Source organism: Nonomuraea sp. NPDC049152, from assembly GCF_040648355.1.
Classification (GTDB): domain Bacteria; phylum Actinomycetota; class Actinomycetes; order Streptosporangiales; family Streptosporangiaceae; genus Nonomuraea.
In genome coordinates, this window is the sequence record NZ_JBEZDO010000033.1 from 31,638 (window position 1) to 45,998 (window position 14,361).

The 14,361-nt window shown below is 69.1% G+C and carries 17 protein-coding genes; 6 read left to right on the plus strand and 11 right to left on the minus strand.

Annotation, left to right across the window (positions count from 1 at the left end):
• Position 1: 1 nt before the first annotated feature.
• The 5 genes from AB0B45_RS41195 to AB0B45_RS41215 form a co-directional block, all read right to left on the minus strand.
• Positions 2–1,135: an NlpC/P60 family protein gene (locus tag AB0B45_RS41195; RefSeq protein ID WP_358142748.1), complete on the minus strand. Its 1,134-nt coding sequence runs from the start codon at positions 1,133–1,135 to the stop codon at positions 2–4.
• On the minus strand, positions 1,132–1,455 hold the full coding sequence (locus tag AB0B45_RS41200) for a hypothetical protein (RefSeq protein WP_358142749.1): 324 nt from the start codon (positions 1,453–1,455) through the stop codon (positions 1,132–1,134). The genes AB0B45_RS41195 and AB0B45_RS41200 overlap by 4 nt, the downstream gene beginning before the upstream one ends.
• Positions 1,456–1,627: 172 nt before the next feature.
• Positions 1,628–2,824 (minus strand): cytochrome P450, encoded by a 1,197-nt coding sequence (locus AB0B45_RS41205; RefSeq protein ID WP_358142751.1) that lies wholly within the window; start codon positions 2,822–2,824, stop codon positions 1,628–1,630.
• 52 nt (positions 2,825–2,876) lie between these two features.
• A complete protein-coding gene (locus AB0B45_RS41210; protein WP_358142752.1) occupies positions 2,877–4,451 on the minus strand; it encodes an MDR family MFS transporter in 1,575 nt (524 codons plus the stop codon).
• A 31-nt stretch (positions 4,452–4,482) separates the two neighbouring features.
• Positions 4,483–5,094, minus strand: coding sequence for a TetR family transcriptional regulator (locus AB0B45_RS41215; RefSeq protein ID WP_358142906.1), 612 nt, complete (start codon positions 5,092–5,094; stop codon positions 4,483–4,485).
• 127 nt (positions 5,095–5,221) lie between these two features.
• Between AB0B45_RS41215 and AB0B45_RS41220 the strand changes: the two genes are divergently transcribed.
• The 3 genes from AB0B45_RS41220 (at position 5,222) to AB0B45_RS41230 (ending at position 7,172) form a co-directional block, all read left to right on the plus strand.
• A complete protein-coding gene (locus tag AB0B45_RS41220; RefSeq protein WP_358142754.1) occupies positions 5,222–5,926 on the plus strand; it encodes an alpha/beta fold hydrolase in 705 nt (234 codons plus the stop codon).
• 82 nt (positions 5,927–6,008) lie between these two features.
• Complete coding sequence (locus tag AB0B45_RS41225; protein WP_358142755.1) at positions 6,009–6,386, plus strand: nuclear transport factor 2 family protein; 378 nt, start codon at positions 6,009–6,011, stop codon at positions 6,384–6,386.
• A 138-nt stretch (positions 6,387–6,524) separates the two neighbouring features.
• Positions 6,525–7,172: a hypothetical protein gene (locus AB0B45_RS41230; protein ID WP_358142756.1), complete on the plus strand. Its 648-nt coding sequence runs from the start codon at positions 6,525–6,527 to the stop codon at positions 7,170–7,172.
• Positions 7,173–7,177: 5 nt separating this feature from the next.
• On the opposite strand, the gene AB0B45_RS41235 is transcribed toward AB0B45_RS41230, so the two are convergent.
• Both AB0B45_RS41235 and AB0B45_RS41240 read right to left on the minus strand, forming a co-directional pair.
• The gene (locus AB0B45_RS41235; protein ID WP_358142758.1) at positions 7,178–9,802 is read right to left on the minus strand and encodes a M48 family metalloprotease; all 2,625 of its coding nucleotides are present in this window, start codon (positions 9,800–9,802) and stop codon (positions 7,178–7,180) included.
• Positions 9,799–10,086: a hypothetical protein gene (locus tag AB0B45_RS41240; RefSeq protein WP_358142760.1), complete on the minus strand. Its 288-nt coding sequence runs from the start codon at positions 10,084–10,086 to the stop codon at positions 9,799–9,801. The genes AB0B45_RS41235 and AB0B45_RS41240 overlap by 4 nt, the downstream gene beginning before the upstream one ends.
• 427 nt (positions 10,087–10,513) lie before the next feature.
• On the opposite strand from AB0B45_RS41240, the gene AB0B45_RS41245 reads away from it, so the two are divergent.
• Complete coding sequence (locus AB0B45_RS41245; protein WP_358142761.1) at positions 10,514–11,035, plus strand: GNAT family N-acetyltransferase; 522 nt, start codon at positions 10,514–10,516, stop codon at positions 11,033–11,035.
• On the opposite strand, the gene AB0B45_RS41250 is transcribed toward AB0B45_RS41245, so the two are convergent.
• Genes AB0B45_RS41250 through AB0B45_RS41265 form a run of 4 tightly spaced genes read right to left on the minus strand, consistent with a single transcriptional unit; the run spans position 10,978 to position 12,904 of the window.
• Positions 10,978–11,232: a DUF6510 family protein gene (locus AB0B45_RS41250; RefSeq protein WP_358142763.1), complete on the minus strand. Its 255-nt coding sequence runs from the start codon at positions 11,230–11,232 to the stop codon at positions 10,978–10,980. The two genes, AB0B45_RS41245 and AB0B45_RS41250, sit on opposite strands and share 58 nt — an antisense overlap.
• 1 nt (position 11,233) lies before the next feature.
• Positions 11,234–11,896: a ferredoxin reductase gene (locus AB0B45_RS41255; RefSeq protein WP_358142765.1), complete on the minus strand. Its 663-nt coding sequence runs from the start codon at positions 11,894–11,896 to the stop codon at positions 11,234–11,236.
• The gene (locus AB0B45_RS41260; RefSeq protein WP_358142767.1) at positions 11,889–12,488 is read right to left on the minus strand and encodes a sulfite oxidase-like oxidoreductase; all 600 of its coding nucleotides are present in this window, start codon (positions 12,486–12,488) and stop codon (positions 11,889–11,891) included. Before AB0B45_RS41260 ends, AB0B45_RS41255 begins: the two co-directional genes overlap by 8 nt.
• 53 nt (positions 12,489–12,541) lie before the next feature.
• Positions 12,542–12,904: a signal peptidase I gene (locus AB0B45_RS41265; protein WP_358142769.1), complete on the minus strand. Its 363-nt coding sequence runs from the start codon at positions 12,902–12,904 to the stop codon at positions 12,542–12,544.
• Between the two features lie 39 nt (positions 12,905–12,943).
• Here AB0B45_RS41265 and AB0B45_RS41270 point away from each other — a divergent pair, with 39 nt between their 5' ends.
• Together AB0B45_RS41270 and AB0B45_RS41275 are read left to right on the plus strand one after the other, a co-directional pair.
• Positions 12,944–13,411: a GNAT family N-acetyltransferase gene (locus tag AB0B45_RS41270; RefSeq protein ID WP_358142771.1), complete on the plus strand. Its 468-nt coding sequence runs from the start codon at positions 12,944–12,946 to the stop codon at positions 13,409–13,411.
• Between the two features lie 11 nt (positions 13,412–13,422).
• Complete coding sequence (locus AB0B45_RS41275; protein WP_358142773.1) at positions 13,423–14,361, plus strand: ribose-phosphate pyrophosphokinase; 939 nt, start codon at positions 13,423–13,425, stop codon at positions 14,359–14,361.

Below are 14,361 nucleotides of genomic sequence, written 5' to 3' on the forward strand. Positions count from 1 at the left end.
GTCAGCCCATTCCCGGCCGGGTCATGCCCAGGCGGCCTGGGTAGGTGGCGTAGCTCTCGATGCGGACCACCGAGTGCGAGTTGGGGGCGTGGATCATCGTCTTCTTCTCGGGGTCGAGCACGATACCCACGTGGTCGGCCGTGCCGTCTCCGTTGTTGTCGAAGAAGATGAGGTCTCCGGCCTGCACGTTTCCGTCGGGGATACGCGGTCCACGCAACCACTGGTCATGGGCGACGCGGGGGATGTTCGTCCCCGCCGACTGGTAGGCGCGCAGCGTCAGCCCTGAGCAGTCGAACGAGTTGGGTCCTGTCGCACCCCAGACGTACGGGTCGCCGAGCTGCTTGAGGGCGTAGTCGACGACGGCCTGCGCGCGGGGGTTGGGGGCGAGGCTGTGGGCGTTCGGTGGCACGGCGAGCGAGGGTTTGCCGCCACCGCCACCGCCACCGCCACCGCCGTTGCCGCCGGTCGGAGCGCCGTACCCGTTGGCTCCGGACTGCGCGCCGTTCCCGTTGTAGGACGCCAGCTGGGTTGTGCCGGTGCGGGGCCGGAAGTCGGGGTCGGGGACCCAGCCCGCTCCCTTCGCTGGCACGAAATCGTGATCGCCTGGGGCGGTGATGGCGGTGAAGAACCGTACGTCGCGGAGGTGCTTGTCGATCTCGTCGGTCGCCTTGTTGACCGCCTCGACCGCCCGGCCCTTCCACCCCTTGGCTTGGTCGACGCCGTCCTTCACCTCCGCCCAGATACTGTCCATCGAGGTCGTCGTCGTGTCCGGGTCGTTGCCCTGCTTGTCCAGCCAGGCGCGCTTCTCGCGGTAGATGGCCTGGACCTCGCCCTTGGCGGTTGCCAGAGCGGTCCCCGCGGCGTCGAGCTTGCCGGCGCAGCTGGTCAGGGCGGTGCTCAGCGACGTACCGGACGCGGGGTACTTGGCCATGTGAGTGGCAAAGTTTTCGGCGGCGCTGCCGTTCCACGCGTCGTCCACCGTTTTGACGGCGCGTTTGAGAGCTCCGATCTCCGTGGTGACGTTCGCGGCCAGCGCCCGCCAGCGCGTCGAGATCTTCGAGATCTCCCCCTGGTTGCCGCTCAGCTCGTCGATGATCCGCTGGATGTCGCTGAGATAGCTGTCCCAGTCCGTCACGCTTGCTCCGTCCGGGGGACGACGGGGAGGTCGGCCTTGCGGACGTTCTCGATGACCTTGTGGACGGCCACCTCGACCTTGTCCAGGTTGTTCTCGGCGTGGCGCGTCTCGGTTTTGATCTTCGCCTCAAGGTCCTTGACGGCCTGGGTGAGCTTCCCCGAGACGTCCTCCCCCGAGACGTCGTCCTTCATGGAACCGAACAGAGAGCCGGCCGCACTGTCAGGAGCCTCGTCGGCCATGGCCTTGAACTGTTTCTCGACGCCGTTGGCCCTGCCCGCGCACTCCTCGAGTGCGTCGAAGTAGATGTCGAACCCCGCCACGGGAGCTACCCCTCCCAAGTCACACGAGTCTCAATGGCCCCGACAATCTAACACTCTTGGTCATCTTTCGGTCGGGACGTACCGATTGAGGAGCGGGGCGGATCCGGCGGCGAGGACCGGCCCCGCGCCTCATGCCCGGCGCGTGCGCGAGGACCCCGCGATGGTCAGCGGGTCACCAGGCGACCTCGAGGGTGCGCAGGCCGTACACCACGTGGAACGAGCGGAAGTCGGCGGGCGCGCCGGCCTCCCGCAGCCCTGGGAAGCGCCGGAAGAGGGCGGGGAACGCGATCCGCAGCTCCATGCGCGCCAGCGGCGCCCCCAGGCAGTGGTGCACCCCGTGGCCGAAGGCGACGTGCCCCGGCGCGCCGCGCTCGATGTCGAACCGGTCGGGGTCGGAGAGCAGCTCGGGGTCCCTGTTCGCGGACGGCAGCACGCACATCACCAGCTCTCCCGCGGGGATGCGCTGCCCGGCCAGCTCGACCTCGGTGGTGGTCAGCTTGGCCGTCCCCGAGTGGACGATGCTGAGCCAGCGCAGCAGCTCCTCCACGGCCGCGTCGATCCGCGACGGTTCCTTCCTGAGCAGTTCCAGCTGGTCGGGGTGGCGCAGCAGCGCGAGCGTGCCGAGCGACAGCATGTTGGAGGTGGTCTCGTGGCCGGCCAGCAGGAGCAGCCCGCCGATGCCGATCAGCTCGTCGGTCGTCAGGTCGTCGCCGTGCTCGCGCACCAGCATGCCGAGCAGTTCCTCGCCGGGGTCGGCCTGCGTCTTGGCGACGAGGTCGGCCATGTAGGCGCGGGACTCGAGCTGCAGCGCCACCCGTTCCTCGATGGGCGCCGACAGGTCGAGCATCCCGTTGGTGCGCCGCTGGAAGTCGGCCCTGTCGGCGTACGGCACGCCGAGCAGCTCGCAGATCACCAGCGAGGGAACAGGCAGCGCGAAGTCCGTGACGAGGTCGGCGGGCGAGCCGCGTCGCTCCATGGCGTCGAGGTGCTGGTCGACGATGTCGGTGACGCGGGGCTCCAGCCTGCGCATCCTGCGGACGGTGAACTCGGGCGTCAGCATGCGCCGCAGCCTGGTGTGCTCGGGCGGGTCGAAGGAGAGCAGGTTGCCCGCCCGCATAGCGGCGATCTGCTCGTCGCTCAGCTCGATCTGCCCTTGCGGGCGGAAGCTCGCCGTCCTGGCGTTGCTGAACCGCGCGGAGTCGCCCAGCACCTCGCGGACGTCGGTGAACCGGGTGACCATCCAGGCGTCGATGCCGAAGGGTGTGCTGACCTTCCGCACACCCTCGTCGTCGCGCAGCGCGGACAGTTCGGGGGCCGGGTCGAACCCGGCCCTGCGCATGTGGAGCGGCAACGTCACGGATTCGCTCATGTCATCTCCCGCCGGATCGACCGTGCTCCGTGACCTCCACCATAGCGATCTATCAGTGGTCCGCGGCGGCACGCTCCCGTGCCAATCTCTCCTCTCCCGAGAGGGTGTTGAGCGGCTTCTCCTTGATGAAGAGCACCGACAGCAGGGCGAGCGCGGTCAGCGGCACGCCGATGAGGAACAGGTCGGCGGTGGCCGTGGCGTACACGTCCTGGATGACGCGGACCACGGGGGCGGGCAGCTTGGAGATGTCGGGGACGGACTGGCCCTCGCCTCCCGCGCCGCCGCCGGCGGCCAGCGGGCCGAGCTTCTCCGTCATCAGCGTGGTGATGCGGTTGGCCAGCACCGCGCCGAGGGCGCTGACGCCGACCGCGCCGCCCATGCTGCGGAAGAAGGTCAGCGCGGAGGTGGTGGCGCCGAGGTCGTGGGCGGGCACGTCGTTCTGCGCGGCGAGCACCAGGTTCTGCATCAGCATGCCGACGCCGATGCCGAGCACCGCCATGTAGACCGACAGCAGCAGCGTGCTGGTCCGGCCGTCGATGGTGGAGAGCAGGCCCATGCCGGCGAGCATGACGACCCCTCCGGCCACGAGGAAGCCCTTCCACCTGCCCCACTTGGTGATGAGCTGGCCCGCGACGGTCGAGGAGACCAGCAGGCCGAACACCATGGGCAGGCTCATCAGGCCGGCGACGGTCGGCGACTTGCCGAGCGCCACTTGGAAGTACTGCGACAGGAACACCGTGCCGCCGAACATCGCGACGCCGACCAGCACGCTCGCGATGGTGGCCAGGGCGACCGTGCGGTTCCTGAACAGCGACAGCGGGATGATCGGCTCGGCGGCCCTCGACTCCACCCAGACGGCAAGCGCGAGCACGGCGACGCCCCCGGCCACGAGCCCGGCCGTCCACCAGGAGGCCCACGGGAACTGGTTGCCCGCCAGCGACGACCACACCAGCAGCGTGCAGACGCCGAGCGTGATCAGGAAGGCGCCCAGGAAGTCGACCTTGACCTCCTTGCGCACCACCGGCAGGTGGAGCGTGCGCTGGAGCAGGACGATGGCGACGATCGTGAACGGCACGCCGATCAGGAAGCACCAGCGCCAGCCGAGCCACGAGGTGTCGACGAGCAGGCCGCCGATGAGCGGCCCCGCGACGGTGCCGACGCCGAACACGGCGCCGAAGATGCCGGCGTAGCGGCCGAGCTCGCGCGGCGGGATCATGGCCGCCATCACGATCATGGAAAGCGCGCTCATGCCGCCCGCGCCGACGCCCTGCACGACGCGGCTGACGATGAGGATCTCGACGTTCGGCGTGAGGCCGGCGATCAGCGAGCCGACCACGAACAGCCCGAGCGACAGCTGGATCAGCAGCTTCTTGCTGTAGAGGTCGGCCATCTTGCCCCACAGCGGCACGGTCGCCGTCATGGCCAGCAGCTCCGCGGTGACGATCCAGGTGTAGACGGTCTGCGAGCCGTGCAGGTCGGTGATGATGCGCGGGAGGGCGTTCGCCACGACGGTCGAGGCCAGGATGGACACGAACATGCCCACCATCAGCCCGGACAACGCTTGCAGGACCTTTCGGCGGGAGGTGGTCGGGGGCGCGGCCTCGGGCTGCGCGCTGGTGGTCGTCATGCTTCCTCGGTTTCTCGACGTCCTGGGTGGTTCATGGGGTGGGGTCGGGCAGGCCGGCGGCGACCTGGGCGAACGCCTCGTCGACCAGGTCCGCGAGCTCGCCGTCGGCGGAGCTCCAGCGCAGCATGGCCACCCGGAAGGCGGTCAGCGCCACGGCGATGACGAGCTCCGGATAGCCCGCGGCGGCCGGGTGGTCACCGATCCTCTCGGCGACGACCGCGGCGAGGCCGCGTTCGGCCTCCGCTCCCATCGCGAGCAGGCGCGGCAGCAGCGACGGGTTCTGCTCGAACACCTTCAACCTGAGCAGCCACTGCTCGCGGTGCCCCTGGACGCGCTCGGCCTCGGCGAGCAGGACCGTGCGCAGGGCCTGAAGGACGGGTACGCCGGGGGGTGCGGCGGCCAGGCTCTCGCGCAGCTCGGCTTCCACGGCCGGGTCACTGCCGAGGAGCGCGTCTTCCTTGGAGGGGAAGTAGTTGAAGAACGTGCGGGAGGAGACGTCCACCGCCTCGGCGATGTCCTCGACGGTGACGCCGGCCAGTCCGCGTTCGGCGACGAGCGTGAGAGCGGCGCGCTCAAGCGCCGCGCGGGTTTCGAGCTTCTTCCTGTCGCGCCGACCGAGCTCGCCACTGCTGTCCACGATCATCACAACATCAACCATAGAGAAGAAATTTCAGGATCTGCAAACTTTCAGGATTTGAAGTGTTGGAAGTCTCAGGAGGGCGTGATACACATCTGCTTATACGTATAACCTCGACCATCGGAGGGAAGCCATGCAGTTGAAGGTCCACGAGTGGGGGCCGGCCGGAGCCGGCAAGCTCGCCATCCTCGTCCACGGCGTCATGTCCTCGGCCGGCACCTGGTGCCGCGTCGCTCCACTCCTGGTCGAGCGCGGCTACCACGTCCTGGCCCCCGACCTGCGCGGCCATGGGGACAGCGCGCACGCGGGCTCCTATCGCGGCGAGGACTTCGCCGCGGACGTGGTGGAGTCGCTCCCGGCCGGCGCCGACATCGTGATCGGCCACTCGCTCGGCGGCCGCACGCTCGCGCTCGCCGTCGACGAGCTCCGCCCGGCCAGGGCCGTCTACAGCGATCCCGCGTGGCTGCTGTCGGGCGCGAAGGCCGACGTGGAGATGATGGCCGGGTTCGCCCACGCCACCAAGACCGCGACGGCCGAGCAGATCGCCCAGGCGAACCCGCGCTGGGCGCCCGAGGACGTGGCCGCCGAGCTGGAAGGCTTCGCCGCCTGGGACCTGAAGGTGATGGAGGGCGTCGGCGCCTTCGGCGACCTCGACCTCAAGCCTCCCGCGGTCCCGTCGCTGGTCCAGGCCGCCGACCCGAGCTTCCTGGTCTCCAGGGAGTACGGCAGGCAGCTGGAGGAGCTCGGCTACCAGGTCACGTTCGTGGCGAACACGGGGCACTGCGTCCACCGCGACGACCTCGACGGCTTCATGACCTCGCTAGACGGCTGGATCTGACCGCGTATCCACGCATGAGTCCGGATGAAAATGTTATGATCTTTTTGTCATGACAATGAATCATGACTCTGCGGATTCTCGCGTGACGCTCACCGACGATCCGGCGCGGCATCACGAGGTCTACGTCGCCGCCTTCAACACCGGCGACGTGAACGCCGTCGAGCAGGCCTACGAGGACGTCGCCGTCCTCGTCCCCGCGCCCGGCCGGCCGATGACCGGCCAGGCCCGCGCCGCCGCCACCGAATACCTCCTCAGCCTGGGACTCCCGATCCAGGCCCGTCCCCGCCACGTCTACGTCGCCGACGACATCGCGCTCCTCATCGTCGACTGGACGATCCACGGCACCACGCCCGACGGCAGGGATGTTCACATGGAGGGCACCGCGACCGACGTCGCCAGACGCGGCCCCGACGGCCTCTGGCGATACGTCATCGACAACCCTTTCGGCACCGCTGCGTAATTTCTCCTTTTCGCCGTCGCCCTCGTTTCGCGAGGGCGACGGTTGTATCTCCGTAGCGGTGACTATTCGCGGTGAATTGGCTCGCTTATCGTTCGGGGCCTGCCGGGCAGCGCACAAACCCGCGAAATTGGGGGCTCCATGTCATCGCGTTTACGGCTGGCCGTGGTCGCCATTCTCATCGTCGCGTGGGTCGGAGGAGGAGCCAAAGGAGCCGCGGCGACCCTGAAAGCGGATGAACTCCAGCAGGACATAAGGACGGCCGTCTACGCGGTCAATCGGTTCTGGTCAGATCACTGGTCGGATTACTTCCCAGGGAAATACCGGCCACCGCGGGTCGTGGGCGCGTACGACGGGCGCAGCGCCAACCGGCCGGCGTGTTCGGGCTACAAGATGCAGCCGTACAACGCCTCTTACTGCATGACCCAGGACTTCATCGCCTGGGACATCAACCTCATGAGAATGAGCTACTCCTACGGCGACGGCCTCGTCTACCAGGTCATCTCGCACGAGTGGAGCCACGCCGTCCAGAACCGCATGCCGTACAGGCATCTGGCGCGGCAGATCGAGCTGCAGGCCGACTGCATGGGTGCGGCGGCACTCGCCGGGGCGTCGAGGGACGGCACGCTGGTCTGGGAGAAGGGCGACAGCCAGGAGATCGCGGCGACGCTACGGGGGCTGTCGGGCGACACCCCGTGGACGAACCCGGCGGATCACGGCAGCGCCGCCGAGCGGATCGGCGCGTTCAACACGGGCCTGCGGTCGGGCGTCTGGGCGTGCCTGGCCTAGCGCGCTCAGAAATTCACCTGGTGCTCGCCGCCGACCAGCGTGCAGTAGTGCAACACCCTGACGACCACCTTGGTGACCATGTCCGGCCGCCCTCGGCCGAACCAGACGAACCCTGCCTTGGCCATCGCCTGCAGCGCGGGGTCGTCGGAGGAGGCGACGCGGTTGACGAGCTGGGCCGCCAGCATGAAGTAGCGCTGGTCGGTGTTCAGCGCGTCCCGTGCCTCGGGGCTCGCGAACACGCCTCTCGCGTAGCGGCAGGAGTCGAGTCCCTGGACGGAACCCGGCTTGATCGGCTGGTTGGCGGCCTCGACGACAGACGTCTGCCAGGTCATGCGCGCGGGGGTGTAGCCGAGAGTCAGTTGCCAGTTGCGGAGGATGCCGTATCCGCCGGCGACCACGGCGAGCGTCGCCGTGGCGGTCGCGGCCGCCACGATCGCGCGGCGGGCGCCCCGGCGGGGTTCGGGGATCCGCGGTGGTTTCCTCGCGCGCAGGAGGCTGCCGCACCCGGCGAGCACGAGAGCGGCGTAGATCGCGTAGGCATACGTCAGCGTGGAGTAGTTGCCGATCGTCGACGCCAGCGGTGCGCCCTGCCCGAGGCAGGCGCCCGCCCGCGCCCACCCGCATTCCGCGACGGCGACGTGGACGAGGATCACCAAGGCCATCGGAACCGCCGCGCCCAGGAGCACGAGGCCCGCGTGGGCCACGGCCCATGAGCCCATGCCACGTCCGCCGGCCACGATCCCGGTCACCAGCGCGGCGAGCACGAGCAGGCCCACGGCCACGCCCATGGTCACGTAGACGGCGGCCAGGAACTGCCCCGTCCCCTGCTGCCTGCTTCCCGCCGTGAGCATGGGGTGCAGCGCGAAACCGCCTGCCGCCATGAGGACGCAGGCCACGGCCGGTGGCGCCGCGGCGCGAGCGAGGTGGGTGTGGAAGCGCCGGAGCGGGACGGGCGGGGCGCCGTCGAGGTGGAGGCGCAGGCTCCGCCCTGGAACGGGTCGCCCGCGCGTCCCTGCCGCAAGGAGGTAGCCGCAGGCCAGCGCGATGGTGAGCACGAGAGGGGAGTGCCTGGCCATGGCCACCAACGTCACCGCCAGCAGGTCCCACGTGCCGCCTGCCTGGATGATGAGCATGACGCCGCGGAACCAGAAGCCCAGCCACGGACCGATCACCAGCGCGGAGACCGCCACCGCCGCCATGGTGGTCAGGCGGGGACGGGCGGAGATGGCCAGCCATGCCGAGGAACAGGCCCTGGCCCAGGCCAGGAAGGCCAGGATGATCAGCAGGAGCACGAGGCAGTAGACGAGTCCGAGCAGCGGGTTCACGTAGGCGAAGGTCCAGATCCACAGTTCCCCACGGACCATCGTCACGTACTCGCCTGCGATGACGCCTGTGGTGAAGACGGCCGCGGCCAACCACAGACTCGTCCTCGGACCCTGCCCCGCGAGCGACTCGGTGTTCGCCCTCCAGACGGCCACGACGATGACGCCGGAGATGAGCAGCCCGAGCATGAGCCCGGGCACGAGGAGGGCGTCGCTCACCATCGCCTCGGTGTCGAGCCGCCAGTACACGTCATAGATCGGCGCCATGCCCAGGCCCGCCAGCGTCCCCGCGCTGAACAGCTCCCACTGGTCCAGGCGGAGGAGCCTGCCGGGCTCGTTCAGTACGGCCATGCGGTACCGCCGGCCGGGATGGCTGCTGAAGAAGCGGAACGGCCCCCAGTACCGCCGGTTCGACGAGGCGGCCTCGATCGCCTCGGCCATGGCTTCCGCCCGTTCTACGGTGTCGCCCGCCCTGACGTCCGCGTGGTGCTCGCGGGCACGCAGCACCGCGGTCCTGGCCAGCCACAGCACCAGGATGATCACCGCCAGCCTGGCGCACTGGAGAGGCAGCCCGCTCGGAATCCAGATCGCGGTGGCGACCAGCGCCGGCACGCAGGCCGCCAGCAGGAATGACCACCAGATCGCCACCGTGAAATGCGCGATGCCGACGTCGCGGTTGCGAATGTGCGCCAACTCGTGACGAAGGACCGCTTCGGCGACGGCAGGCGTCGTGGCTTGGGCGATGACGAGCCCCATGCTCACCACCACCGCGTGGTGTCGCGGCAAGCCGAAGGCGCGCCCCGTGACTTCTCCCCTCCCCGAGTCCACCAGCAGCCGGACGTTCTTGCCCGGAACCTCCTCCTCGACAATGGCGGTGAACCTGCGCACCAGGTCCGCGTGGGCATCGCTGCCGCTCACCTCCGCCAGGGCCATCGGGCCACGACGGAGCGCCCACAGCGGGTGAAGTGCGTAGAGCGACAGGGCGAGCAGCGCGGGGACGAGGAGCGGCACGATCACAAAGAGGGCCTCGCCCGCGGTCACTCCTGCGGTGCACTCGCCGTACCTGTCGACGAGCAGGGTCGGCTCGACCGAGCGCGCGCCGGAACGCAGCGAGGACAGGCACTCCGCGTGCCGTACGTGCTCAGGAATGTAGGCGACACGAAGCCAGACCTCGACCATGAACAGGTCGAGGTAGAGGCAGCCGGCGAATGTCGCGGCGATCAGGATGAGGAAGCGGGACGTCGTCGACGACGGCAGCACGAACGGGTTCAGCCGGCGACCTGACACCGTCTCGCCCGCCGCGGTCACCTCTCGCCCGACAGATGCCCGTAGGTCGCCTGGCGCAGGCGCAGCGCGGTGGCCTTGTCCACGCCCAGCGCGAGCGCGATGTCCTCCACCGCCTGCGCGGTCTCCTTGGCCTGGGCGGGCTCGAAGACGGGAACGACGGTCTCGGAGTCGGCGATGGGCGCGGGACGCGGCGCGAACAGCTTGTCCCAGAGACGCTCGGAGACCTGCTTCGAGGTGTGTTCGACGGCCTGGGTGAGCGTGTTGGTCACCGCGCCGGTGAGGACGGTCATCACGATGGGGGTCATGAGCGTTACCGCATCGGCGAGCGAGAAACCGAGAAGGTCGTCACCGCCACCGCGGAAAGCCCTTCGCGGATTTCTCCGAGTGGCGCGGGCGACGGCCGGAAAGTATTCCGCCTCTTTGGGGGCGACCTCGGCGACAATGGCGCGGGCCACGTCGTCCATGCGCCGAATGGATCCGTTCTCCGATTCCGCCGCCATGGTTATCCCTCACGGATGGTTGGCCAGAGTCACCGCATCGTAACCGCCTTCTCGACGAGAACACCAGAAGCCCTGTTTCCGGCCGCAATCATTTCCATTGCGCGTCAAGTCCAAAAATTGTCCGCTCTCTTTTCGGGTGAAGTGATCGCTCGTGTCCGGTTCTCGGCCGGCTCCATGGGCGGCGAGTGCACGGCGGTCGCCGGCATGCGGGGCGAGCCAGGACAATTCTCTGGTGGACATCAGACAGGGCACGGCGGCCGACGCCGAGGCGATCGCCGCGTTGCACACCAGGAGCTGGCGGACCGCCTATGCCGGGATCATCCCCGACGACTACCTGAACGGCTCGCTCGCCGACGAGCAGGCCGCCCTGTGGCGGCACAGGCTGACCGGCGGCGACCCCGGGCATCTGCTGATCGCCGACAACGGCGACGGCATGGCGGGGTTCGCCTACCTGACACCCAAGGGCGACAGGATCCTGCTGGACAACCTCCATGTCGACCCTGGACTCAAGCGCTCCGGAGTCGGCGGCGTCCTCCTGCGTCACGCGCTCGACCGCGCGGGAACGCAGGAGCTCTACCTGGAGGTCCTGAAGCGGAACACCACCGCCATCGCCTTCTACGAACGCCACGGCGGCACGAAGGCCAGGGAGTTCGTGGAGCGCTTCCCCGAGGGCTTCGAGGTGGACGTGCTGGAGTACTACTGGAGCGGGATCCGCAGCGACACCGTCCCCCGCAGGTCGAGCCACGCCTCCTGAGGCCCTCTGACCAGGCGCAGCACCACCTCCTCGCACCGGGGGCAGCGGGCGACGAGGCCGGGGCCCGCGTCGTAGACCCGCAGCGTGGCGACGGGCCCCTTCATGCCGCAGTTGGCGCATCGGCCGACGGCGGCGGTGATGTCCACGGCGAAGATCTCCCCCAGGGGTCCCGCGAGGGCGTTGCCGTCGAGGTGCATGTCAGCCTCCAAAGCGCTCGGTCCTGATCCGTCCTGGGTCGTGGCCGCGATCGAGCAGCAGGTCGGCGACGGCCTCGACGAAGCCGGTCGGCCCGCACACGAACACGTCGGGACCCGGCTCCGGCAGGTCGTCCTTGCCGATCCTGCGGCGCGGCTCGACCCGGGTGTACAGGGGGGTGACGCTGAGCCCTGGATCGGGCCGGTCCAGCTCGTCGCCGTAGTAGCGGTCGGCCGGGGTCCGGACGGAGTAGACCAGGTGGAAGGGGGCCGTGCTGCCTGCCGTACGGCGGGCCCTGATCATCGCCATCAGCGGCACGATTCCCGAGCCGCCCGCCACCAGCAGCACCGGAGTGGGGGCAGGGCGCCACACGAACCAGCCGCCCACGGGTCCGCGCAGCTCGATCTCGTCGCCGACGGCCAACTCCCCCACGAGGTACGGCGAGACCTCGCCGTCGGGCAGCCCCTCCACGGTGAGCTCGACGCCTTCAGGCGTGGCGAGGGAGTAGCTGCGCTGGGCCGTGTAGCCGTCGGGGGCGGTCAGCCGTACGTCGACGTGCTGGCCCGCCAGGTGACCTGGCCAGTCCTCCACGTCGAAGACCAGCGTGCGCGCGGTCGGGGTCTCCTCGCGCGCGGCGGCCAGCCGCGCGCGCCGCCACCTAATCACCCTCGTAGCGCTGCTCACGCCACGGGTCGCCGTAGTTGTGGTACCCGGCCGTCTCCCAGAAGCCTGGCCAGTCCTCGTTCATGAGCCTGATGCCGCGCACCCACTTGGCGGACTTCCAGAAGTACAGGTGCGGGACGACCAGCCGGGCTGGACCGCCGTGCCTGGGCTCCAGTTCCTCGCCGTCGAAGCGGTGCGCGATCCACGCCTTGCCGTCGAGCAGGTCCTCGAGCGGCAGGTTGGTGGTGTAGCCGCCGTAGGAGTAGATCAGCGCGTACTCCGCCTCGGTCTCCACGTCCTCGAAGAGCACGTCGAGGGAGACGCCCTGCCAGCTCGTGTCGAACTTCGACCACTTGGTGACGCAGTGGATGTCGACCGTGGGGGTCTCCTGCGGCAGCGCCATCAGCTCCTGCCACGTCCACCGGTGGGTCCGCCCGGTCTCGGTGTCGATGGCGAACTCCCACTGGTCCAGCGGGATCCGCGGCGTCGGCCCCGCGGAGAGGACGGGAAAGTCGTGAACCTGGTACTGGCCGGGCGGCAGGCGGCCCTGGTCGTCTCTGGGTCGGCCACGGAAACCGCGCGAAATGATCCCCATATGCTCATGTTTGCCCCATGGAGGGTCAAGCACATCGCATGAACGCGTGAGATTCAGGTGACGGCGTAGCCGGAGACCGAGGGCCAGCGGACCGTGATGACCACCGACTCCTCCTCCGCCACCCAGGAGTGGTCGACCCCGACGCCCCATACGACGTAGTCGCCCTGCCGGTCGAGCACGACGCTGCGGCCGGGGAACTCCATCCTGAACCTGCCGCTGATGAGCACCAGCAGGGCCGTGCGCTTCTCGCCGCGCACCCACTGCGCGCGCTCGTCACCCTTGGGATGGACGCCCCATTTGATCTCGACGTCCTCGCTGTGCCGTACCTCGCCTTGGGGTCTGAAGTGCCCCAGCAACCACCCACGGTCACCGATGGCGTCCACGGTGGCGTTGCCGACGTAGATGTGCTCCGTCACGAGCGGTGACGCTAACACGCCTGCGGGTAGGCTGCGCGCGTGATTCGTACAGCCACCATTCATGACGTTCCTGCCATCATCGACATGATTCGCGAACTCGCCGACTACGAGAAGTCGCTCCACGAAGTGCGCGTCACGCACGAGCAGCTCGAAAACGCCCTCTTCGGGCCAGAACCGGCGCTGCACGCGCACGTGGCCGAACAGGACGGCCGCGTGGTCGGCTACGCGCTGTGGTTCCTGAACTTCTCCACCTGGCGCGGCACCCACGGCGTCTACATGGAGGACCTGTACGTCCGCCCCGAGGCCAGAGGCGGCGGCCACGGCAAGGCGCTGATGGCCGAGCTGGCCAGGCTCTGCGTCGAGCGCGGCTACCACCGCCTTGAATGGTCGGTCCTCGACTGGAACGAGCCCACCATCGCCTTCTACAAGTCGATCGGCGCGATCCCGATGGACGAGTGGACCGTGTACAGGCTGACCGACGAGGCGCTGCGGAGACTGCCCCGATAGGGTGGCCTGACGTGCGAGACATCACTGTTTTCAGCGGCAGCGCCCACCCCGAGCTGGCCGCGGAGATCTGCGCCCACCTCGGCACCCCCCTCCACCCCGTCCGACTTCACCGGTTCGCCAACGACTGCCTCGGAGTGCAGCTACAGGCCAACTGCCGCGAACGTGACGTCTTCCTCATCCAGCCCCTCGTGCCGCCCGTGCAGGAGCATCTCGTCGAGCTGCTCCTCATGATCGACGCCGCCCGCGGCGCGTCGGCGGCCCGTACCACCGTCGTGATGCCGCACTACGCCTACGCCCGCTCGGACAAGAAGGACGCCCCGCGCATCTCCATCGGCGGCAGGCTCGTCGCCGACCTCCTGGTCGCCGCGGGAGCGGACAGGGTGCTCGCCATGACCCTGCACTCGCCGCAGGTGCACGGCTTCTTCAGCGTCCCGGTCGACCACCTGCACGCGCTGCGCGAGCTGGCCGCGCACTTCCGGGGCCACGACCTGGCCAACGCCGTCGTCGTCTCCCCCGACCTGGGCAACGCCAAGGAGGCCGCCGCCTTCGCCAGGATGCTGGGCATCGAGGTGGCGATGGGCGCCAAGCAGCGCTTCAGCGACGACAAGGTGACGATCAGCTCGGTGATCGGCGACGTCAGGGGCAAGGACATCATCGTGCTCGACGACGAGATCGCCCGCGGCACCACCGTGATCGAGCTCCTCGACCGGCTGCGCGAGCGCGAGGTCAACTCGATCAGGATCGCCTGCACGCACGGCCTGTTCTCGTCGGGTGCGGTCGAGCGCCTCAGCGACCAGCCCGACGTGCTGGAGATCGTCTGCACGAACACCGTGCCCATCCCCGAGGTGAAGCCCGACGGCAAGCTGCGGGTGCTGTCGATCGCGCCCGCGCTCGCCGAGGCGATGCGCCGCATCCACGAGGGCGAGTCGGTCTCCGCGCTGTTCGGCTGA

Excerpts from the sequence above, each read along its gene's own strand:
- AB0B45_RS41240 (WP_358142760.1), bottom strand. The coding sequence starts at position 10,086 with ATGACCCCCATCGTGATGACCGTCCTCACCGGCGCGGTGACCAACACG.
- AB0B45_RS41205 (WP_358142751.1), bottom strand. The coding sequence starts at position 2,824 with ATGAGCGAATCCGTGACGTTGCCGCTCCACATGCGCAGGGCCGGGTTC.
- AB0B45_RS41230 (WP_358142756.1), top strand. The coding sequence starts at position 6,525 with ATGTCATCGCGTTTACGGCTGGCCGTGGTCGCCATTCTCATCGTCGCG.
- AB0B45_RS41250 (WP_358142763.1), bottom strand. The coding sequence starts at position 11,232 with ATGCACCTCGACGGCAACGCCCTCGCGGGACCCCTGGGGGAGATCTTC.
- AB0B45_RS41215 (WP_358142906.1), bottom strand. The coding sequence starts at position 5,094 with ATGATCGTGGACAGCAGTGGCGAGCTCGGTCGGCGCGACAGGAAGAAG.
- AB0B45_RS41220 (WP_358142754.1), top strand. The coding sequence starts at position 5,222 with ATGCAGTTGAAGGTCCACGAGTGGGGGCCGGCCGGAGCCGGCAAGCTC.
- AB0B45_RS41210 (WP_358142752.1), bottom strand. The coding sequence starts at position 4,451 with ATGACGACCACCAGCGCGCAGCCCGAGGCCGCGCCCCCGACCACCTCC.
- AB0B45_RS41260 (WP_358142767.1), bottom strand. The coding sequence starts at position 12,488 with ATGGGGATCATTTCGCGCGGTTTCCGTGGCCGACCCAGAGACGACCAG.